The sequence below is a fragment of the Thermoplasmataceae archaeon genome (assembly GCA_038729425.1).
Taxonomy (GTDB): domain Archaea; phylum Thermoplasmatota; class Thermoplasmata; order Thermoplasmatales; family Thermoplasmataceae; genus B-DKE.
In genome coordinates this window covers 183,640-203,839 of the sequence record JAVYSB010000001.1, presented here as the reverse complement: position 1 = coordinate 203,839, position 20,200 = coordinate 183,640, and the positions used below count along the sequence as shown (strand labels likewise).

At 44.3% G+C, this 20,200-nt stretch carries 21 protein-coding genes and 1 tRNA gene; 13 read left to right on the top strand and 9 right to left on the bottom strand.

Going from position 1 to position 20,200, the window contains the following annotated elements:
• Window positions 1-116 precede the first annotated feature (116 nt).
• From QW597_00990 to QW597_00965, 6 genes are all read right to left on the bottom strand, one after another.
• Window positions 117-188 (bottom strand) — tRNA-His (locus QW597_00990).
• Between the two features lie 92 nt (window positions 189-280).
• Complete coding sequence (locus QW597_00985; GenBank protein MEM0155164.1) at window positions 281-877, bottom strand: METTL5 family protein; 597 nt, start codon at window positions 875-877, stop codon at window positions 281-283.
• A 7-nt stretch (window positions 878-884) separates the two neighbouring features.
• Window positions 885-1,196, bottom strand: a complete 312-nt coding sequence (locus QW597_00980) for a hypothetical protein (GenBank protein MEM0155163.1) — start codon at window positions 1,194-1,196, stop codon at window positions 885-887.
• A 149-nt stretch (window positions 1,197-1,345) separates the two neighbouring features.
• On the bottom strand, window positions 1,346-1,561 hold the full coding sequence (locus tag QW597_00975) for an LSM domain-containing protein (protein ID MEM0155162.1): 216 nt from the start codon (window positions 1,559-1,561) through the stop codon (window positions 1,346-1,348).
• A gap of 11 nt (window positions 1,562-1,572) precedes the next feature.
• The gene (locus tag QW597_00970; GenBank protein ID MEM0155161.1) at window positions 1,573-1,731 is read right to left on the bottom strand and encodes a hypothetical protein; all 159 of its coding nucleotides are present in this window, start codon (window positions 1,729-1,731) and stop codon (window positions 1,573-1,575) included.
• Window positions 1,718-2,380, bottom strand: coding sequence for an exosome complex RNA-binding protein Csl4 (locus tag QW597_00965; GenBank protein MEM0155160.1), 663 nt, complete (start codon window positions 2,378-2,380; stop codon window positions 1,718-1,720). The genes QW597_00970 and QW597_00965 overlap by 14 nt, the downstream gene beginning before the upstream one ends.
• A gap of 109 nt (window positions 2,381-2,489) precedes the next feature.
• Here QW597_00965 and QW597_00960 point away from each other — a divergent pair, with 109 nt between their 5' ends.
• The 10 genes from QW597_00960 (at window position 2,490) to QW597_00915 (ending at window position 15,402) form a co-directional block, all read left to right on the top strand.
• The gene (locus tag QW597_00960; protein ID MEM0155159.1) at window positions 2,490-4,064 is read left to right on the top strand and encodes a DUF5591 domain-containing protein; all 1,575 of its coding nucleotides are present in this window, start codon (window positions 2,490-2,492) and stop codon (window positions 4,062-4,064) included.
• 73 nt (window positions 4,065-4,137) lie between these two features.
• A complete protein-coding gene (locus tag QW597_00955; GenBank protein MEM0155158.1) occupies window positions 4,138-7,677 on the top strand; it encodes a hypothetical protein in 3,540 nt (1,179 codons plus the stop codon).
• 1 nt (window position 7,678) lies between these two features.
• Window positions 7,679-8,188: a hypothetical protein gene (locus tag QW597_00950; GenBank protein MEM0155157.1), complete on the top strand. Its 510-nt coding sequence runs from the start codon at window positions 7,679-7,681 to the stop codon at window positions 8,186-8,188.
• Window positions 8,185-9,153, top strand: coding sequence for a MoxR family ATPase (locus tag QW597_00945; protein ID MEM0155156.1), 969 nt, complete (start codon window positions 8,185-8,187; stop codon window positions 9,151-9,153). The genes QW597_00950 and QW597_00945 overlap by 4 nt, the downstream gene beginning before the upstream one ends.
• A complete protein-coding gene (locus QW597_00940) occupies window positions 9,150-10,463 on the top strand; it encodes a DUF58 domain-containing protein (protein MEM0155155.1) in 1,314 nt (437 codons plus the stop codon). The genes QW597_00945 and QW597_00940 overlap by 4 nt, the downstream gene beginning before the upstream one ends.
• The gene (locus QW597_00935; GenBank protein ID MEM0155154.1) at window positions 10,464-11,318 is read left to right on the top strand and encodes a hypothetical protein; all 855 of its coding nucleotides are present in this window, start codon (window positions 10,464-10,466) and stop codon (window positions 11,316-11,318) included.
• Between the two features lie 6 nt (window positions 11,319-11,324).
• Window positions 11,325-12,593, top strand: a complete 1,269-nt coding sequence (locus QW597_00930; GenBank protein MEM0155153.1) for an amidohydrolase family protein — start codon at window positions 11,325-11,327, stop codon at window positions 12,591-12,593.
• A gap of 73 nt (window positions 12,594-12,666) precedes the next feature.
• Window positions 12,667-13,056 (top strand): translation initiation factor IF-5A, encoded by a 390-nt coding sequence (locus QW597_00925; protein MEM0155152.1) that lies wholly within the window; start codon window positions 12,667-12,669, stop codon window positions 13,054-13,056.
• Window positions 13,014-13,928: an agmatinase gene (gene speB, locus QW597_00920; protein ID MEM0155151.1), complete on the top strand. Its 915-nt coding sequence runs from the start codon at window positions 13,014-13,016 to the stop codon at window positions 13,926-13,928. The genes QW597_00925 and speB overlap by 43 nt, the downstream gene beginning before the upstream one ends.
• A 211-nt stretch (window positions 13,929-14,139) precedes the next feature.
• Window positions 14,140-15,402 carry an acyl-CoA dehydrogenase family protein gene (locus tag QW597_00915; protein ID MEM0155150.1) on the top strand — a complete coding sequence of 421 codons (1,263 nt, stop codon included), beginning with the start codon at window positions 14,140-14,142 and terminating at the stop codon, window positions 15,400-15,402.
• An 85-nt stretch (window positions 15,403-15,487) separates the two neighbouring features.
• On the opposite strand, the gene QW597_00910 is transcribed toward QW597_00915, so the two are convergent.
• Window positions 15,488-16,018 carry a 50S ribosomal protein L16 gene (locus QW597_00910; protein ID MEM0155149.1) on the bottom strand — a complete coding sequence of 177 codons (531 nt, stop codon included), beginning with the start codon at window positions 16,016-16,018 and terminating at the stop codon, window positions 15,488-15,490.
• A gap of 222 nt (window positions 16,019-16,240) precedes the next feature.
• On the opposite strand from QW597_00910, the gene QW597_00905 reads away from it, so the two are divergent.
• Entirely contained in the window at window positions 16,241-16,402 is a 162-nt protein-coding gene (locus tag QW597_00905) for an AbrB/MazE/SpoVT family DNA-binding domain-containing protein (protein ID MEM0155148.1), read from the top strand.
• A 33-nt stretch (window positions 16,403-16,435) separates the two neighbouring features.
• Window positions 16,436-17,533 (top strand): hypothetical protein, encoded by a 1,098-nt coding sequence (locus QW597_00900; GenBank protein MEM0155147.1) that lies wholly within the window; start codon window positions 16,436-16,438, stop codon window positions 17,531-17,533.
• 23 nt (window positions 17,534-17,556) lie between these two features.
• Here the strand turns inward: QW597_00900 and QW597_00895 are convergent, their stop codons facing one another.
• Both QW597_00895 and QW597_00890 read right to left on the bottom strand, forming a co-directional pair.
• Entirely contained in the window at window positions 17,557-18,636 is a 1,080-nt protein-coding gene (locus tag QW597_00895) for a hypothetical protein (protein MEM0155146.1), read from the bottom strand.
• A gap of 39 nt (window positions 18,637-18,675) precedes the next feature.
• Entirely contained in the window at window positions 18,676-19,392 is a 717-nt protein-coding gene (locus tag QW597_00890; GenBank protein ID MEM0155145.1) for an alanyl-tRNA editing protein, read from the bottom strand.
• 83 nt (window positions 19,393-19,475) lie between these two features.
• On the opposite strand from QW597_00890, the gene QW597_00885 reads away from it, so the two are divergent.
• Complete coding sequence (locus QW597_00885) at window positions 19,476-20,093, top strand: hypothetical protein (GenBank protein ID MEM0155144.1); 618 nt, start codon at window positions 19,476-19,478, stop codon at window positions 20,091-20,093.
• The last annotated feature ends 107 nt before the right edge of the window (window positions 20,094-20,200 follow it).

Below are 20,200 nucleotides of genomic sequence, written 5' to 3'. Positions count from 1 at the left end.
GTCAGACCCTGAAAAGCCAGAGAAAAAACTGCACATGATGATTCTGAACGCAACTGTTTTCTGGCATCAGAAAGATCCAATGGAAACCAGTTTGGAAAATAAGTAGAGTTTATTAGGGCCGGGTCCGGGAATTGAACCCGGGTCCGGGGATCCACAGTCCCCAAGGATATCCACTACCCCACCCCGGCCATTGATACGCCTGTACTGAAGTAGGCGGACAGACAACACTACGGGAAATTAAAAGAATTAATAGACTTTGTGCAAAGATACAGATTTCCTGTTATTTGCTGCTCCTAACACAGTAGAAAATTGCAGGTATGTTTTGGACTTCGCGCGTATGGTAATCATAGAGATGAGGCATTCTCAGACTTATGAACTCGGAATAAATGATTTCCCCTCTTTCTTCGTAGAAAGATTTTACAAATTCGGAAGTCCTGGCATTATGAATGGAATATATCCAATCAGCGACTTCCAGTGCTTTTGATAAAAATGGGGTATCTGCGTGTGGGGAAACCGATCCAAAAGGAGGATTCATGAACGCGGTGTCATAATGCCCATGAACTAGCATTACATCTTTGGTCTCAAATACAATGTTCAGACCCTTGGCGTTTCCTCTTGCAACAGCTATCTGTGAACTGTCTGCATCAAAGGCGTACACAGACGATGCTCCCATTAGGCTGGCTCCAATGGCAAAAATTCCATTTCCGGTTCCTAGATCAATAACATTCTTGCCAGTAACATTGCCATCAAGTGCCGCTTTGAAAACGACCCAAGCAGCATTTCCTGAATCCGTTGGATACTGTTCCAGATTTGAATTAAGATTTTCACTCAATTCAAGATGGCTGAGCTTGATTTCAAGTTGTTTCTTTGTGTACAAATTAATCTTATTGGGTCGTGCCAACAACTAGATCGACTATCTGTATGGCCATCTTTTCAGAATCTTCCTTGCTTAATCCTCTTATCCTGAGTATCCTCTCTATTTTCCTTGCTGCCCTCTGCTTCTTCCAGGTACCCTTCTCGTGTGCTGCGAGAACAACGTATTCAGCTATTTCCCTGTCCACGTTTATGCCGAATCTCTCTCTGATCTTGATCTGCCAGACAGGGACAAGTACAGGGGGGAGATCCTTCAGAACACTCTCCCTCGTCTCCCTGATGATCTCATTAAGGTTCCGAGTGTTCTTTTTGGATTCTGCCATGCCTATGAATAACCTACATCGAATTAAATCTTTTTGTCTGACAATCAGCATGCATGAGACATAAATCAGAAAGTAAAGTTGGTAACGACCGCATTTTAGTTTGCAGGGATTGAGAACATTCAGCGAGGAGAGAAAATAGGGTGAAAAATTCAGGAAGCTACAATCCTGACTACGTTGCTTCCCCTTATTACGACCGTCCCCAGTTTTCTCGTCACAGTCTCAGAATTTTCCTGGACATCTGAAAGCACCATGTTCATGTATTCGTCGTAACCTGTTAGCGTTCCTTCAAGTATCCTATTATCTTTAAGCAGCAGCGCGACCTTCCTGTTCAGATTGTCTTCCAGCATTTTCATCGGCATTATCATTCTTATTTCACCTAGTTATATTCGTCGTCATCCAGAGCACCATCACGGCTCATTACTACCTGTATAAGACCCTTAAGCACTTCCTTAACGTCCTCAAGTTCCTTTCTCATGCTCACTACTTCCTTAGACAATTTCTCCACGTTAGATTTGCTCAAGTTATCTTCTTTCATTAACATCACCAAATTCCATCACCGCTCCATAATCATCAGTTATCTTACGACTCTCGGCTCTTTCGCAGTTATCGCAATAAAGGCTATCCCCTTTGAGCGTAAGCGGGTTCCGGCATTTGTGGCATACTGTTTTTATTACACCAAAATGTCTCCCGAATATGGAGACTTCTATTCCTCTGCCTGTTCTCGTGACTTTAGCCCTGACCAGATCGCCCACTGAGAGCCCAGTCATCTGATCTTCTCCCCTTCCACCAGCTCGTGGCATTCTTAGAGTGGATTCTTTGTCGAATGATACTAGCCCTTGATCACCCTGATATATGGCGGAGATTTTGAGTGTTGCGTTCCCCCTGTCCACTTTTGTAATCTGCCCATATACCACATCCCCAACGTGTGCACTTATCTTTTTCTTAGAATTAATCACTGATACCGTCAGGTTATTCTCATCAAAATAAACGGTTCCATAGACAGCAGAAATTATGTTTCCTCCGATTTCAGTTGTGTTCTTCCCCGCAACATATTCTTCAGTTGAAGATATAATGTCGCCTGGAATAACGTATTTCTGGGTGTTAGTGCTAGTGTTCTTAGGATTCATCCAAACCTCTTCAATACTTTTCTGCCTTATTTTACTTAGATATTTAACAATTGGCATAGGTTGAGGGTCATAGGATTTAATTAATTTTTCATCGAGGCATGTGCATGATTTCGTTGTGGTCGGTTTCAAAAGGCAAACGTTTTTTTCCCCGGGGAAATGGAGTAGCGTGATTGAAGATCAAGCCATTTTCGGATTCGCGCGTGCTGGCATATACAACGAAAAGTTTCAGTATCCAGCGGTGCTCGATTCCACTGATTCAAGGATTATGACCAGAGGCAATGGAAAATTGGTCATAATGGAGACACCATTCGATGCAGGGTTTGCATATCCTGACTTCATGAAGCGGGGATCTCCAATTTGGAAAACGGATGAGTTAAGTATCTTGGCGAACGGGTCTGAACTCATCCAGAGACCATCAAGATTGCTGAAAGTTATACAGGAAAGTTTCTGGAAAGAAAAATTTGGCTCACTTTACTATGCACAGGGCATTTCGGACCCGTATCTTATACCAGTTCTAGTATATGCCGGGGTCTCATTCTTTGATGACAGTTACGCACGGATTGAGAGCCTTAATATGGTTCAGTATACTCCGCTGGGAAGGATAAAAGTTGATCATAATCCACTTGATGAGAACATTAAATTCTTAAGGAATATCATAAGCCTAACTGCAGCCTCAATTAAATCCGGCACACTAAGAGATGTGGTTGAGAAATTCCAGGTATCAAGCAAGGCCATGGAGATACTGAGGATCATGGATTTTCGATACGGAGAAGAAACAGAACGGGTATTTCCCTCAAGAACAGGATCCATTCATGCCAATTCCATAGAGTCTCTGGAGAGACCAGACCTCGTGAGATATCGTAACAAGCTACTTGAAGACTATAGCCCCCCAAGGGAAAAGATAGCGCTTGTTATTCCCTGCTCCGCGAGAAAGCCTTACTCCAGTAGCAAGAGCCACATGAAACTGTTCTCCGCGATCGGGGAGTTCAGGAAATATCTTCACGAAATTATCGTGACCTCTCCGGTGGGCATGGTTCCAAGAGAACTTGAGGAAGGTTACCCTGCGAGGTATTACGACATCCCAGTAATAGGTCACTGGTATCAAGATGAAAGGAAAATGATGTCAACGCTTGCTTCAGAGTATTTCTCAAGGAACCATTACGCAGACGTAATTACTTTCCTCCCGGAGGATCTCGAATTTCTTGAGGAATCTCTTCCGGCTGGCAGCACATTCATCAGGGGAGAGATGGGAAACAGCGACGATCTCAGAGAACTGCGCAAGAAATTGATCGAAGTTCTGGATGCGAAAAAAAGGGATGGGACGATTACTCAATCGAACAGGCTCCAGACCATTGCATCAATTGCCTCATACCAGTTTGGAAGCTGGATCATCCCAAAAATGTCTAATCTTAAAAGGGTGATAAACTACGACTTTGAACTCCTTACGGAAAATGGAAAAGTGATGCTGGTTTATAACCCCTCCAATGGGAAGATGACCATTAATCGCAATGCAGCGCCTTGGTTTGTGGAAGCCATGAAGCGTATTGTCGAGATAGACAATTTCAAGCCTACCGCCAATGTTTATGCAGTGGGCGTTATTTCTGCGTCACCTGATATAAGGCAGGAGGACGAGGTTGTCCTTGTGCATGAAGGCGAGGTCAGGGGTGTTGGGATTGCGAAGATGCCAGCAGATGCAATGGTTAGCCTCAAGAAAGGAGTTGCTGTTAAAGTAAGAAATTAAAGGGTGGCTTGTCTTATGTACACTAAAGCAAGTCTGCAAAGGTATTTATAGGAGTAATGTTTAGTAAACCATTATGAACGCGAAGGCAGTTGCACTATTGGTAGTAGGCATAGTCCTCGTGTCATTCGTATTTTCTTATTTTCATGTAAGCTATCCAAGCGGCGTCCCGAACATAAATGAGAAGTTCCAGGTGTTCCAGATCCAGGGATATAATGGTATAGGCATAGGGAATGGATTTGGGAGCGGGAGGACGTCCATTTTACCTCAGCAGCAATCCTCCGTTGTGATCCAGGGTTACATTACAAACGGCAGTGACGGCCAGCCCATTGGAAACGCTGACCTGTTTGCTTTCGTTTCAGCGGCTCAGACAACAACATATACTAACAGTAATGGATTTTACAAATTCACCGTGCTTTATACGGGTGAATATAACATCCTTTTCGCTGTCTATAAATACAATACAAAGCTAATTTCGTTGAGCGTTTTCGGGAACTCTGTATGGAACAACATGTCTTTCGTTCCGGCCACTCCATATAAGTACGAGCTAGAGACCATTGGATATAAATCCTCTCCTCAGCTTCCTGAGCCTGACGTGCCACTCCAATTGCAGGGTTATTTTGGACCGCAGGATTATATTGACGTGCAATCGGGTCACAATGGTTACCTCAATGTGTCTGCGTATTTCGATTCATATGCAATCACCGTAACCTCGACGCAGTTTTCAAAGGAGACGCACCCTGCATATCTCAATGTATCCGGACCGCAGGGTTCGAAAAACGATCCGTATCTTATCGGCATCCTTCCTCTGAAGTACTATAGTGTCAGTGGATATGTCTTTAACGATCTCAAGCAACCAATCGCAAGCGCCACGGTTTCCGTGCCTTCCCCGTCCAATACAACTCTGACGAACAATTCTGGATTTTACAACATAACTGCTGCCTACGGGAGCACGTACGTTGCAGCCATTAAAGTCGGATTCGGGGTTGGAGAGACAAAAACGTTCGTGGACAGAAACCTGACTGATGTGAATATAACACTCATTAACGTCAACCCATTCACAAATAACATTGGTTCCGGCAGCGGTTCAGGCACCGGTGTATCCGGAGTCCCACCTTCTGCAGGGTCCAACATCTCCGGAACCCTTGGCGGTAATGGGAATTCGTCAACTATAAATTATGGAAACGGACCTTCGAATTACCTGCTGGTAGGCAACATCACTGACAAAACCACAAGCCAGAGGGTGGCGCTGACGGAGGTAAGGTTTTTCCTAGAGATTAATGGAACAATTTTCTATAAAAATGTAACTACCAACAATACCGGCTTCTATCAGGTCCCTCTCTACTATCCGGGCCATTACTTCTTTGTTGTATATTCTCCATTCTATTATCAGTACAATTTTTCCATAGGCATCAATGTGCCGGTACAGTACTGGAATTTCAATCTGACACCGTATGGTAGTCACGTGTTCACAGTTACCGGCTTTGTGAAAGATCAAGCTGGGAATCTCCTGAGCGGTATAACCGTAACTGCGAACTATGTTTACAAGATTTCAAATAACCAGGTGCAGAACGTTTCATCCAAATTAAACAAAACTGCTGGTAATGGTGAATACTCGCTTACGATCTTCGAAGGAAATTACACGTTTTCAGCTTCGGGCATTTCATTCGTTACAAATTATACTGGGGTTGTAGATGTGAATAGTCCGAAGTACGATGTTAATATTACATTGGACTTCCGGCAGCCCTTCCTTGGCAGTAACACGGGAACGGGGACATACGGGGTTAACGGACCTGAGAGTGGTAATGTAACCAGCTTCCTCGCAGGGTCTGGTAACGGTTCGAATATCAATTTTAATGCACCAGGCAATTTTGAGATCACTGGTAAGGTTACCAATGCCAACAACTCACTCCCCGTATTCAACACACATATTCTCTTCCTGATTAATGTGAGTGGTGTTTACTACTATGATAACGTCACAACCAGCTCGGCAGGGCAGTATATAGTGGGAATAAACTTCCAAGGACAGTATAAGATGATAGTTTTCTCTCCGTACTACTATACGCACTCAATTGAGTTCAGTATAAGCAGCTTAAACACATTACAGGACCTGAATTTCTCGCTTAAACCACTGCCGCAATACGTGAATACTGTATCAGGATCAGTAAAAAATATTGCAGGCAATCCAGTGAACACGTCGGTTATTCTTGTTGGTATAGACGGAAATAATTATCTTGCCAGGCAAAATAGTTCTGATAGCTCTGGATACTATTCCATATACTTGGTGAATGATACCTCAAGTGACTATACTCTGCGGTTTGACGCTCCCGGTTACTATAACTATACAACATCAGCTTTTGCTATTACTGGGCCATTCATCTCAGATGCGGTTTTGACGCCGCTCGATACAATCGGGAATGGTGTTAGCCTGCTATCTGGGCAATCCGGCACAGGAGTCCCGTTCCTCTCCTATACGGCACTTGCAGGAGATTTGTCAAATTCCTCGGATAGCCTGGCATACGCGCTGACCAATAATACCACTAACCCAGTCAGCTTGACTGCGAGCCTTGAGAATTCATCATCATCTGTGCCAATAGAAAATACCTACTTCCTAGGATTCATCAAGATAGATGGAGCTATTTACAGGTTCATGGGTAAAACAGATAGCTCCGGACAGTACACTATAACCATGAATCTGACAGGTTCCATGGCCTTCCTTGTTTCAATGGTGCAATACAAGAACAGCAGCAAATTGTTCTCACTGGAAGGGCCATCCGGAAGTGAACTATTTGCACTGAATCCTGCCACGCTTTATAATGACACGATGCATTTGAACAGCGTATACAACTATTCATGGCACGTACCTGATTCCTTGAACGTTTCGAACTCCGTGCTGCCCATAACCGGCAAGACAACCAACCTTACGAACGGTACCGATTTCTCATTTTTTGTGCAGAATGGTACCTATGATTTCAGCTACATCAATCCACACTATGTACCGGCATCATTCTATGGCAATATCTCCGGAAAGGACAGGCTTTACAATGAAACGGTCAAAAACTACCTGCTGGAAATCAAAAACAATTCAGTCCTGCCGTGGAGTTTCAATGTAACCCCTTACATGCCAGTGCAGACAGCGATAGTGAAACCGATTACCTACGAGAACCTGACAAGCGGTACGTTTGTATTCAACGCTTTTATTGATGGGAACCTGTATGAATCCTTGCAGTTTCTGCTCAGTGAAACCAGTTATAACGAGAGCGTAAACTTTACTGTAACTCCCTCGAGTCAGGTGCTTAAAGCGTCTCAGACAGATGGTAATGAGACTGCAAACCTAACCTCAGTTCCTGACGGCGGAAAGGTGCTGATATACGGCATATCGACGAACGAGACATGGACTTCACCTGTTACACTTCGCTTTGACAACTCCAGCGTTCCTGTTTCAGAAAGCTCGGGGCAGGAATTAACTAACCTGACGCTGCTTAGCTATATCGCTTATACAAGTGGGTCCAAGTTAGCAATTGACATATATTCCGATTCATTGACTACCGCTCCTCCTCATTTGATAGTCACCGTTTACTTTTACGATACATACCTTACCGGCGGGGTGATATGAAATGGCAGCCGGAGCTGGCGGATTACTCTCGACCGCGCTTTCGACATTTATCTCCAATATTAGTAGTGCCCCGCAGATCCTTTTCAGATTCATTATCCCTGTATTCCTTGTACTCGTGATGTCGGTGGCGTACCAAAGGCTCTCAAAACGCACAAAAATAGACGCACCTCCGACACTAGAACAGATGAAGGAACCATTCGACCTGCCAACAGACAGATTTAACCTGGAGGTGAAAATTATTCAGAGCAATAATTATGAAAAGTATCTGACAGACATAGGTGCGGATTTTGACGTGTTGAAAAGTAGTTCAGAAGACTTCAGGCGTCTCCTGAAGGCATACAGAAAGTACGAGAGTATGAGCAAATCTACCTACAAAAAAAGGAAAAAAAGGGGAGAAGAGCTAAAACAACAAACGTTCAAGAGCATACTCGATCTCTACGCTAATGTTAGGAGGCTAAAAATGGAGCGTTTCGAGTTAAGCTCAGTGAAGGAAGGTGTCAATCAAAGATGACAGAAGTCAATGGCGATGATCTGCTCGAACTCAGGGCAACAGTCAAACAGATCCAGGCGGATATGGGGAAGGTGGTTGTCGGTTCAGAACGCATTGTGCGCTTTATGTTTATAGCGCTAATGAGCGGAAACCATATTCTGCTCGAAGGTGTGCCTGGGCTGGCCAAGACAATGCTCGCTAGCCAGTTCGCGAAAGAGATTGGAATCGATTTTAACAGGATTCAGTTCACACCTGACATGCTGCCATCGGATATCACTGGGAGCATTGTCTTTAACCTGGAATCCAGAAAGATGGAATTCAGACAGGGGCCGGTATTCTCAAACCTGATTTTAGCAGACGAGATTAACAGGACTCCGGCCAAAGTTCAATCGGCGCTGCTGGAGGCGATGGAGGAACACAAGGTCTCAGTTGGCGGCGAAGATCACATATTGCCTGAACCCTACCTGGTAATTGCGACCCAGAACCCAGTGGAACAGGAGGGCACATTCCCACTTGCGGAGGCGCTGATGGACAGGTTCCTTTTCAGGTATAACCTTGGTTATCCCACAAGGGAGGAAGAAATCAACATACTGAACTCCATTACCAACAGGGCACAGATAAAGGAGAACCAGATGAACGCTGACCAGATTCTTAAACTCAGGCAGGCTGTGGATAACGTTTACATTTCTCAGGAAGTCAAGGTATACATAGTAGATCTCATCAGGAGGACAAGGGAAAGCGATCTCGTTTATCTCGGAGCAAGCCCGAGGACGACTGCGAAATACCTCAAGGCGGTCAGGGCGAACGCATTGATCAACGGGAGGAACTACGTGATACCTGAAGATATCGTGTCAATCTCGCGAGAACTGCTGAATCACAGGATCTTGCTGAAGCCGGAGGCAATGATCGACAGTTCGTCTGATCCAGTTGGGGCTGTAAATAAGATCATAGATAGAATAGTGGGCGAAGTAGAGATCCCAGTATGATAAGAAAGACTGGATACATAGTACTGGGGATCATTGTTGGCGGTCTCCTCGAAGCTCTTTTTCTTGGTTATGGCTACTATATCGTAGCTCTCATGATCCTGTTTTTCATTGTCTCAAGCGACGTTGTAGCCTTCAATACTGGCCTGTCGAAAAACATAACCAAAATCAGCGTAAGAAGGGAACTTGACGTGAACACTGCCAGAAAATTCGAGATGCGCCCCGTGCGTATCTTTTTCTCCAACCAGAGCAAGCGGACGGTTTACTTTCACTATTATGACACACTTTCCGATGTATTCAACACCGGCGGCGATTTTCAGGGATACATCACGCTCAAGCCTGGAGAGGAAGTCAGGAGAGACTATTCTATCGCTTCCATAGCCATTGGAAAATACAAGGTCGGGCCGGTGATTATTTATGCAGAAGACCCGATGAAGCTATGCATATCTTCCTTTGCTGCACCCGTTGTGGATGAGATGATCATATCTCCAGCCATATCTGACATATATACGCAGAGGAGCGAGAGGCTGAGCAATCTCAAGTTCACCTACGGCATACATTATTCCCAGAAAATAGGTCAGGGATACAACTTCTATGGAATCCGGCCGTATAACGAATCTGATGACCTGAAATATGTTGCATGGAGCAGATACGGGTTCCTTAACGGCGAAGATATCTACATAAAGCAGATGGAGGAGGAGCGACAGATTGACGTGATCTTTGTCGTAGACTATGGAATTGGGATGAATCAGGGAACTAGGCAGAAGAGGATGTATGATTTCGTGATATCGACAATAATGAACGCCTCATACAGCATAGTGAAGAACCATGATGGCGTTGGTTATATAATAAATTCCTCAAAGTACGATTATTACATACCGGCAAAGAAGTCGCAGGAATCCATAAGAAAGTTTGAGCAAACTGTCTCAGAGATAAGGCCTCATGGGGATTTCTCCATATTCCAGTCATTCGATAGAATCAGAAAGAATGTGAAGAAGAACGCCCTTGTCTTCATAATAACACCCTTCTCTTATCCTGAAAGATTTCAGAAGGGAACAAGAAAAGAATTCGAGACCAAGGACAGGGTATCTCTTTTCATCCTAGATCCCTATGATTTCATGGAGAAGAGGAATGATGAGGTTTACAGCGCCCTCATGACTGATTCAGGCCTTAAACATTATAGATACCTCAGCGCACTGTCGAGATTCTTTAATTCTCTGGGGATTAGATCTTCAGTATCAAGGGAAAAGGATCTTCTTTACAAGATTATGGCAGAATACAGATACGGAAAACTGACGAATGAGGGTGCGTGAATGGCAAGATCTGCTTTCAATATTGCTTTAAACGCTTTGATATTTGCCCCCGCCATCTTCATATACATTTACATCTTCCCATATTTTTACCCCTACCTGGATATTATCATTCTTGTTGTACTCTCGTCCTTGCCGTTCGTTAAATACCTTGTACCGTTTCGTTTCAGGCATACTGTTTACCCTGTTTCCGCAATTGCGGTTCTTCTTCTCATACTCGCTACCTTGACTTACAATTTTAACCCGTCAACATACTATTATCTGCGCATTTTTGCTCTTCCTCTGGAACTTTCCACGGCTTTTGCCTTTGTCTTTGCCCTGGTTCTAATCTTTATAGCCGAAGGTATATTGTCTCGCGGTCCAGCAAGGGCAATGGGCCTTCTTCTACTCTCCCTGGGATCCATGCTGGATGAGCTTACAATAATAGCCGCTATGCATGAGTTTGCGCTTTCATTCATGAGTGCCATTGGACTTGTATTGGGGCTCGACGTTGAGTCCTATTACGAACTTTTTGTTTACGGATATCAGGAATTCCTGCCCATGGCTAACTTTCAGATTACCATAGGATATGAACTCCTCATCCTTTTCATTGTTTCCACGATCGCCATTGTTTTTTCCATTTACCTCAGGGAAAAGGATCACCAGAGGGAAAGGCTGGCAGATCTTGGTTTCTCCATGGTAGGAGGTGCCATAGTGGGGGCCCTTCTTTTCGCTATTTATGATTTTTTCAGCTACACCCAGTACCAGCTCTCCATCATAGGCTTCGCAGTCGTCGTAACCTTCATAGTAATGGCGAGGACTTCCAGGAAAGGCGATGCCCGGCTACCCGAGATAAAAAATAATACGGGACGGCAATAAGGTATCATGGCATCGATTCTCATAAAGAATGCCCTTACAGTTACTCAGGACGCCGAACGAAACATCAGGATAGCTAATATTCTAATTGAGGGAAACAGAATTTCTGGTGTAAACGGAAAAACACAGGATGCAGACAGGGTTATCGATGCTACCGGAATGATAGCCATTCCGGGATTAATTAACACGCATGCCCATGTTGCAATGTCACACCTTAAGGGAAAACTCGATGATATATCTCTTGAAAGCTTTCTGGAGAAAACTTTCTCACTGGACGGTGAAAGGACAGAAAGTGGCATCTACAATTCTTCGAGGCTGGGCATTGACGAAATGATCACTAACGGTATCACGTCCTTCGCGGATCTATATTATTCTGAGGACGTAATCTCCAAGGCAGTGGAAGATTCTGGGATCCGCGGATTTCTCTCATGGAACACCCTTGACGAGGAATTCACCACACAGAAGGGCAACCCAGTGAAGAACGCTGATCACTTCATTTCCACCCATTCCGGCAGGGAACTTGTATATCCATCCGTGGGTGTTCAGGGAATATATGTCAGCAGCGATGAGAATTACTTCAGGGTCAGAGAAGTCGCTGAAAGGCACGGAACAATAATACACACGCACCTGGCCGAAACCAGGAAAGAAGTCTACGACTACGTTAGGAAGAGCAATGGTAAGAGACCTACTGAACACCTGAATGAAATCGGCTTTCTCAATCCCAAGGTACTTGCTGCACATTCTGTCTGGGTTACACTGAGCGAGATCAGGCAAATGGCCAGGAACAGTGTAAAAGTGTCATGGAATTCAATAAGCAATGGAAAACTCGGTGTTGGCGGCATAGCCCCTGTGCCGGAGATGCTTGAAAGCGGCATTACAGTGTCTGTAGGCACAGACAGCTCTGGCAGCAACAACTCCCTCGATATGTTCGAGGCAATGAAATTTTCCGCACTGTGGATTAAGAATGATCGATGGGATCCCGCCATAATCGCGGCTCAGACCATCCTCGACATGTGCACTGTAAACGCGGCAAAAGCCCTTGACCATGGCGACCTACTAGGGTCGATTGAGCAGGGAAAACTCGCAGACATTGTTCTCATAGATTCCAGGATGCCAAATCTTATGCCCACGAAGGCTGAGAACGCCGTCAGCAATATTGTGTATTCGGCGAACCCTTCCAACGTGAAATACGTTTTGGTCAACGGATCAGTGCTGAAAGATAACGGTGCGCTCGTAAAGCCATTCGCCGGAGTGCAGAGTGAGCAGGAATTCTATTAAGGCTAAATATTCTCTTCAGGAAATAAATCTGGCAAAGTATATAAGCACAGAGACGATCGCTCTGGGAATTATAATGAGCTGGCAGGAAGCCGAAGTTAGGGAATTGAAAGTTGGAAGGTACATGCTTATAGACGACTCCCCTTGCAAGATCATGGAAATAACGATGTCTAAGCCTGGTAAACACGGCGAGGCTAAGGGAAGAATAGTCGCAATTGGTATATTCGATGACCAGAAACACAGCGTTGTGTATCCGGTCAAGCACAAGGTCAAGGTACCGATCATAGAGAAGAAGAATGCACAGGTTCTTTCGGTTGCAAACAACGAAGCCCAGTTGATGGACTCAGAGACATTCGAGACATTCTTCATTTCGTTGTCTCCGGAAGATGCAGCTAGAGTCAAACCCGGTACGGAGGTACCATATTGGGAGACCATGGGCAAGAAGAAGATAATGTTCCAGAACTGAGCTATCTCTTCAGAAGTTCAAAACTTCCAGATGCGCACTTCGCATATTCTAAATCAAAGTATGTGGTATTCGGCGTCCCATTTGATGGAACATCAAGTTTTCGTAGAGGATCTCGGCTTGGGCCAGACAGCGTGCGGTATTCGTATGATAACCTGGAATCGTTCGACCCCTATTATGGTGTAAATTTTCAAGAGATACCAATTTCGGACATTGGAAACCTTGAAGTCGGCGAGGACGCAGGAGAAGTTGTCGATTCCGTGCAGGAAGCTACCTCTGTAATTCTCTCCGACGGCAAGATCCCAATCATGATAGGCGGTGAACATTCCATAACCACTGGAGTCATAAGAAACCTCAAAGACATAAGCATGATAATAATAGATGCGCACTCTGATTTCCGTGAATCCTATATGGGAAATAGGAACAATCATGCTTGCGTAACAAGAAGGAGCCTAGAGATACTCGGGCCAGGAAGAATTTTTTCAATCGGTACCAGGTCAATCTCCAAGGAGGAGTACGATTCACCTGATTTCAGCAAGGTGAGATTCTTTGGATCAAGACTGGTTAGGGAAAAGGGCATAGAATGGGTCATAGAACAAATAAATGCGTCTGTGAAGGGAAATGTGTACATTTCCATTGACATGGATGGCATCGATCCTGCATTTGCCCCTGGCGTTGGGACCCCTGAGCCCTATGGGCTCTCCGATACTGATGTCAGAAGGGTCGTAAATGCATTTGCCAGGAGAGCAGTGGGATTTGACGTTCTGGAATTTACGCCTCTCTATGACAATGGCAACACGTCAATGCTTGCCGCGAAGCTTATACAGGATTTCATTGGAACCAGGGAGACCTCTGGCATAAAACGCGATTTCTAGGCAATTTTGGCGGTATTCCACCACAGTTCCGCCAACTTTATGAACTATCCACCTCATGTCTGGATAGTTCGAGTAACCTTGGGCATAAGCTGCACTACTTAACATCAGTATCATCAATCTTGACAGTCTTTGGGCTGCGAATATTATTAAAATGTAGGACAGCAAAAATAGATAAAATACTTTGCTGTAAAGTAAAGCGGAAGTGTTTGATGTGGATGATTTTCTACTGACCCCTGATGAGTTAAATATAAAGAATTTGGCCAAAAGGACAGTTAAGGGAGTACCTGCAGACATGATAAGATCAATGGAGGCCGAAACTGTGAGGTTTCCAAAGGAGTTCATTGAGATCAGCGCAAGAGAAAACCTTCTTGGGCTTAGATTTCCTGTAAGGTACGGTGGCAGGGGGGCATCATGGGTTGCAGATATGGCGGCTGTTGAGCAGATGGGTTATCTTGGCTTCACCCTGAGCTGTATGTATTCGCTTGGAACAATCGTGGGAGAACCAATTAATAAATTTGGAACAGAGGAGCAGAAACAAAAATATCTACGGGGAATAACGTCCGGGAATCTCTATGGCGCTGAAGCGATCACTGAACCTTCTGGTGGTTCTGATCTGTTTGGAATGATGAAAACTACTGCTGTCAAAAAAGGCAGATCGTACATTCTCAATGGACAGAAACGTTTTATTGTGGGTGGACTAGGAGCCGATTTTTTCGTCTCGTACGCGCTTAGCGATCTCTCAGTTCAGAATAGGACAAGAGGTGTGAGTGCATTTATTGTTGACAGAAATACACCTGGATTGAAAGTCGAGACTATGTATGGGCTTATGGGCAATAAGGGCGGCGGAACCGCAAGAATTGTGTTCAAAGATGCTGTGATACCTGAAGAAAACCTTATAGGAGAACTGAACGGAGGGTACGACATATTCAACGCCATGATGATTCCTGAGCGGCTCACTACCTCCTCCGGATCAATAGGCGTTGGAATGGCGGCTCTCGAGATAGCTGCAAGCTACGCCCTCAGGAGGAAAGCATTCGGAAGCAAGCTCATAGATCACGAAGGGGTAAGTTTCAAAATTGCTGAAAGCTTGACTGCTCTTTCAAGCTCTGCAGCACTAGTTTACGAGGCTTGCAAGGCTGCAGATAATCTTGAAGCCGGAAAAATAACCATGCCGTATGCCAGGAAGCTGATCTCGATGGCTAAATTAAATTCAACAGAGGCGATGTGGGAGGCGGTAAACTCCGCAATGCAGATCATGGGCGGGATAGGGTATACAACTGTCTACCCTATTGAAAGGCTCTTAAGGGATGCCAGGCTTGGGCTCATATGGACAGGCAGCAGCGAGGTTATGAAGATGATCATCCAGCATGAGTTTGTAAGAGAAATGTCTAGGCCAGATTACTGGGCTGATAGGAGAGTCGTTGAACAGGATGCGCTGGATTTCAAACTCGTCGAAGAGAAAATATACGAATAGCCCGGAATAAAACAACAAATATTGCCTATAAGAGCGAGATATAAAATAACATAAGCAAATTTTCAAAAAACGCAGATTGAAGGGATTAGACTCCAATCTTTCCTGCGATCTCTTTTCCTTTGGATATCCGGATTGTACATGGTGTAGGCAGTTTTATTGAAGCTTTGTGCAGGGCATCTTTCAATTGCTTTGCACCGGCTGCGTTAATCCTTCCGACCATTAAAATATCATCCTCATGGACTCTCGCAGCTGTTCCCACCGGCCTGCCAAAGGACAATTTCATTCCACTCGATATCCTATCAGCTCCAGCACCGGTTGCCATCTTGTGCTCCCTCAAAACTTGGTGAGGATAAGGTCTGATCTGGAGGAAATAGCCATCAACACCGAAATTCTCCAGCAGTTTCCTGTTTACCGAGATCCTAGCAGCCTCAAGCGCAGTATGCCTGATTTGGCATGCCTCCTTTGCCACGAGTTGCATTTCTATATCAAAATCAGCTTTCTGATTTCCTTGGACAAACGTAGTAATCTTTGGATAGGGTACTCCTCCCATGAAATCCCTGCGTGTATATGCGGGGCCCGAAATATGTGTATACATTCGCGCTGGCTTTCTTGACATATTAATATGGGATAGGTTTCTCGGATATAAAAAGTCGGCGATTACGTTGTGTGGATTGAGCTAGTTGAATTTTGTGCTTTCAAAATCCCTCACTCCGGTAATGTTTGTTTAATGGAATATTCGTAAATCTTGGAAGTCCACAATGGGAATTATTGGGAAATACCCATAGATTACATAACGTCACCTATGTACACTTTATATAAATGATTGACTTGTACCATCATGGACAAAAAGCCAATAATAGATGTTTCTCACGTCTCGGCGAGAGGCACATCGTATAGAATCACCATCCCAAGAAAGGTCGCCAGCAGGCTGGGCCTGAATGATGGTGACATACTTGCCTTTTACGATGATGATGGAGTGAAACTGGGGAAATTGCAGTAAAAGCATTAAATCCAAAGTCACGATACGCCGTCCGTGAAGGCGAATACCAGAAAGATGGTATTTTCCAGTGCTTTTTTTGCTCTTGGATGGTTCGGACTCAGTTTCTCCTTTCCACTCCTTGCAGTCCAGTATAATTTCAGCTACAGTCTTACTGGTTTTCTAGGCTTTTTAGTTGCCTACCCTTTTATTGTAGCAGCAGTCGTCGACCTGTATCTAAAGGAGAAGATTCTAAATATACAGATCGTACTCATTCCATTTATCGTTTCTCTGATGGCCGTAATTTTCATTTTTCAATCCAGAAACATGATAGTAATACTTATAGCGGTCGCGGATCTTCTGGAGGCTTTTTACTGGGTCGCAATGGAAATGCTGCTCGGGACAGGGGGAGAAAACCTTGAGGCTGAAAAATATTCCACAGCTTGGGGGGTACCCAGTGCCGCGATGCCCATTATTTCTGGAATTATCATACAGTCATTCGGGTTCAGGATTCTTTTCCTTGTAGCATTTCTGCTGCTTATCTCTGGGTCGATGTTCAGGCCAAAATACACTTCATCGTCAACAAAAGGGATTGGTTCAGGTTTTCGGTTGAAATTCATAATACCTATGATCTTCAGCGGGCTTGTGGCCGGTTTTGTTTCATATGTACTAGTGCCAATCTTCAGGATAAGGGGAGAGAGCTACGTTCTTATCGGTATAACCATCACAATTTTCAGCATTTCATCAGCAATTGGTTTCATCATAATGAATTTCACCGGTAAACGGAGCATCTACGCGCTTTCCGCAGTGTCATCATTCCTTCTGGGGTTGCCATTGATCACAGCCCTCACCGGTAATCTCCTTGTAATAATACTGGCACTGGTTGGGGCTGGAATCGGAATTTCAATAGCGTTTTCAAAGATATTGGCGTATATCTCGGAAAGATCATCCGCGAGAATAGGGATACTTACATACGAAGGATTCTTCGCTACCGGCACTGCGATAGGCTCGTTTATTCTAGGTTCAGCATTTCAGATATTTGGAAACTTAGCTATTGTCATAACTTTCACCATTCCCATCATCTATGCAGTTTACATGATAATAGAGGGAATGATTAAAGCAATTGAAATTGAGCCCACGAACAATAGCCTTTAGTTTGGAAAAGGAAAACATTGAACTTAAACTCTCAGGGCTCTTCTCTGCTCCAGTATTATATTGGCCGGTCCCACAGCATCCCTGCTCAGGGTGTGGTGGCATTTCATGCATTCAAGCTGCATACTTTCGCGGATATAGAAGCTGGCATTTCCGCAATTAGGGCAGGTGCTCCTGATCCAGATCATATTGCTTTCTGCATAAACCGGTTTAGGTACAGGGGGCAGAGTGGCTCCCAACGCGTCTTCGGGTTGAAGATTATGAAGTTTCTGGGGTCGTCTATTCGCGGATGCTCTCATGGTGTTGAATAGCCCGATAAGGGACCAGAGTGTAATGAAAACCACCACCCCAAGTGAAAGCAGGGGGATAGTTGAAAGCGCTGTCAGAATACCAAGCATAGTTACGGTAAAGCCAGCGAGAAATGCCTGAAATATTCCGAATCTGAGATAGATGTAATCCAGCACCAGAAAGGCTAGAAGGTTGAAAAAGGCATTGACATAATCCTGAGAAATCAAGGCTGCAGTAACAGCAGATGCTATGACAGCTGGCAGCATTATATCTTTTTTCATTATTTTGTAAGGATGCATAATGTTGGAAAACGTTAATTTTCTAGTTGCAGCAAAATAGATAGAAACCATAATGAATAAGGGGATAAATTGTAAGATCAAGAGCTCACTCAGTGTGGACACAGAAAACACGAAGTTTTGAACCCCAAGAGACTGACTGTATACCTCTGGGACAGAGTTTCCGGGGACCAGTTCTGAAACCGCAGATATTAGATATTCTACAAGCACAAAAATGGAGAAGAACCGGAAGAAGTCAGATCGGCCGCTTTCGCTTTCAGAGACTTTTCCTATTTGTCTGAATATAACCAGATAAATAGACGAGGCAAGTACAGCCACGACCAGAACAAGCAATAAAATTACCACGGATCCATCCACGGAAATCCCAAACAGGAGATATGCGGAAGTCGGCTGGTTCAGGATATCAGGTATATCTGTTAGAGTCGAAGGAATCAAGACTAGGAATAGGATTGTCGCCACGAATATGGCAGCCAAGCCGAAATAGATAGTCACAGTGGCGGGGATATCCCTGTGTTCTCTCAAAGATAGATCTAAACCTCCATAGACAAACTGCCCAAGGATTCATTCAAGTGTTATAGTTATTCTCTTACTGAGTTTACCCTTGACCATTGTTGTCTTAAACATAATTTTTCCAACTTCATAGGTGTTAGTCACCTGGGTCCCGATGTCATGCATATAGGGAAGGTCACCAATCTTCACAACCCTTATACTGTCGTAATCTGGCACCTTTTCCCAGTTGGTCTTGACCATCTCAGCGTTTGCGCTGAACTGATCCTTCTTGACGTAGGAATAATCCACGGCCAGCTTTTTTTGGACTAGGTCGTTTGCATCGTTTTCAAGTTTTTTCACCTGTTCTTCAGTCAGGTCTCCCTCGAAACTGAGGTCGAACCAGGCCTGGTCATCGTAGGTTTGGTTGATTCTCACTGCCGCTCCAAGATGCCTATAGGCAAGTCCCTTGATGATATAAAGGGCGGTCCTAAATCTCATGTGATTATACCTGACATCCCAGTTTACTTTCTGGTGTACTTTCTTCCCAACAATATTCTGTGGGTATGTATCCAGGGAAATAAGATGGACCCAAGTACCATCCTGCCAGGTATCGACAATCTCGAATTCTTTTCCATCTATGGTGACTGTTCCCTTATCATTAGGCTGGCCATCACCTGTCGGATAAAGGACCGTAGCATCTACAACCAGGTCCGTGAATTCTACGAAGGCAACATTGCCGTCGCACTCTTCTCTTAAAGGTTCCTTCTGGAAAAGCAGTTCTGTTTTCATGGCAGTTCCAAAAGCCAAAATGTTATATATTCTTTTCATAGAGAAATCAAAAAAGCTTTTTAGTATGACTCGCTGAGTTACCTATGGAAAAATTTGAAGTCATTGAACATGAAAATGATCAGAGGAGAGTAAAGGATTACCGGATCGTTGCAATTAATTTCCTTGATCCGACTTACGTGAGATTCACATCTAGTACCCGCCTTGAAAAGGGGGAAGAGGTTGACGTTGATGGAAAGGATGTATTTTACCACGGTAAAAAGATTGGAGCAGTAGAAGAGACTAGGGACGGAAAATCAGTTCGAGTGAGCACAAATTTCGACATTAAATACACTGGCGGATATTCTCTCGATGGAAAGACAATGTATCTCGATGAGCATTTTCCTAAAGTAATGAAGATTGCGGGAAAAGAAGTCGATGCAAGGGAGAGCATAGGGCTGCATCATGAGCTTCCGGAAAAATGGCTCTCGGATGATGCCTATGAATATCCATATGCTCACGAAGTGGCTACGGGCATAGAAAAGAGATATGTCGAACATCTGGGTGTCACCTGGAAAGACTACTGTGATGTTGTTGATAGAAACCTAAGAAACGTCTATAGTCAGAAATTGGGAAAATCTCCGCCATCCCTTGATCTTGCACCCTATCTCTATTGCAGGGATCGGGAAGCGCTGAAAGAAATCAGAGAAAGCTCTGAAAAGTAATCGGTGAACCAAAAGCGGGAAAGGGTTCACACAACGCATGTATATAGGGCGTGTTTCTGGGATAATCTTTCAGTGGTTAAATATATGAATCACCTGGTTATGCCTCA

Bases quoted from the DNA above. Each gene is read 5' to 3' on its own strand.
- QW597_00965 (MEM0155160.1), bottom strand. From the start codon at position 2,380: ATGCCAATTGTTAAATATCTAAGTAAAATAAGGCAGAAAAGTATTGAA.
- QW597_00940 (MEM0155155.1), top strand. From the start codon at position 9,150: ATGATAAGAAAGACTGGATACATAGTACTGGGGATCATTGTTGGCGGT.
- QW597_00975 (MEM0155162.1), bottom strand. From the start codon at position 1,561: ATGATAATGCCGATGAAAATGCTGGAAGACAATCTGAACAGGAAGGTC.
- QW597_00955 (MEM0155158.1), top strand. From the start codon at position 4,138: ATGAACGCGAAGGCAGTTGCACTATTGGTAGTAGGCATAGTCCTCGTG.
- QW597_00945 (MEM0155156.1), top strand. From the start codon at position 8,185: ATGACAGAAGTCAATGGCGATGATCTGCTCGAACTCAGGGCAACAGTC.
- QW597_00910 (MEM0155149.1), bottom strand. From the start codon at position 16,018: ATGTCAAGAAAGCCAGCGCGAATGTATACACATATTTCGGGCCCCGCA.
- QW597_00885 (MEM0155144.1), top strand. From the start codon at position 19,476: ATGGAAAAATTTGAAGTCATTGAACATGAAAATGATCAGAGGAGAGTA.
- QW597_00980 (MEM0155163.1), bottom strand. From the start codon at position 1,196: ATGGCAGAATCCAAAAAGAACACTCGGAACCTTAATGAGATCATCAGG.
- QW597_00890 (MEM0155145.1), bottom strand. From the start codon at position 19,392: ATGAAAACAGAACTGCTTTTCCAGAAGGAACCTTTAAGAGAAGAGTGC.
- QW597_00970 (MEM0155161.1), bottom strand. From the start codon at position 1,731: ATGAAAGAAGATAACTTGAGCAAATCTAACGTGGAGAAATTGTCTAAG.
- QW597_00950 (MEM0155157.1), top strand. From the start codon at position 7,679: ATGGCAGCCGGAGCTGGCGGATTACTCTCGACCGCGCTTTCGACATTT.
- QW597_00925 (MEM0155152.1), top strand. From the start codon at position 12,667: ATGAGCTGGCAGGAAGCCGAAGTTAGGGAATTGAAAGTTGGAAGGTAC.
- QW597_00905 (MEM0155148.1), top strand. From the start codon at position 16,241: ATGGACAAAAAGCCAATAATAGATGTTTCTCACGTCTCGGCGAGAGGC.
- QW597_00930 (MEM0155153.1), top strand. From the start codon at position 11,325: ATGGCATCGATTCTCATAAAGAATGCCCTTACAGTTACTCAGGACGCC.
- QW597_00935 (MEM0155154.1), top strand. From the start codon at position 10,464: ATGGCAAGATCTGCTTTCAATATTGCTTTAAACGCTTTGATATTTGCC.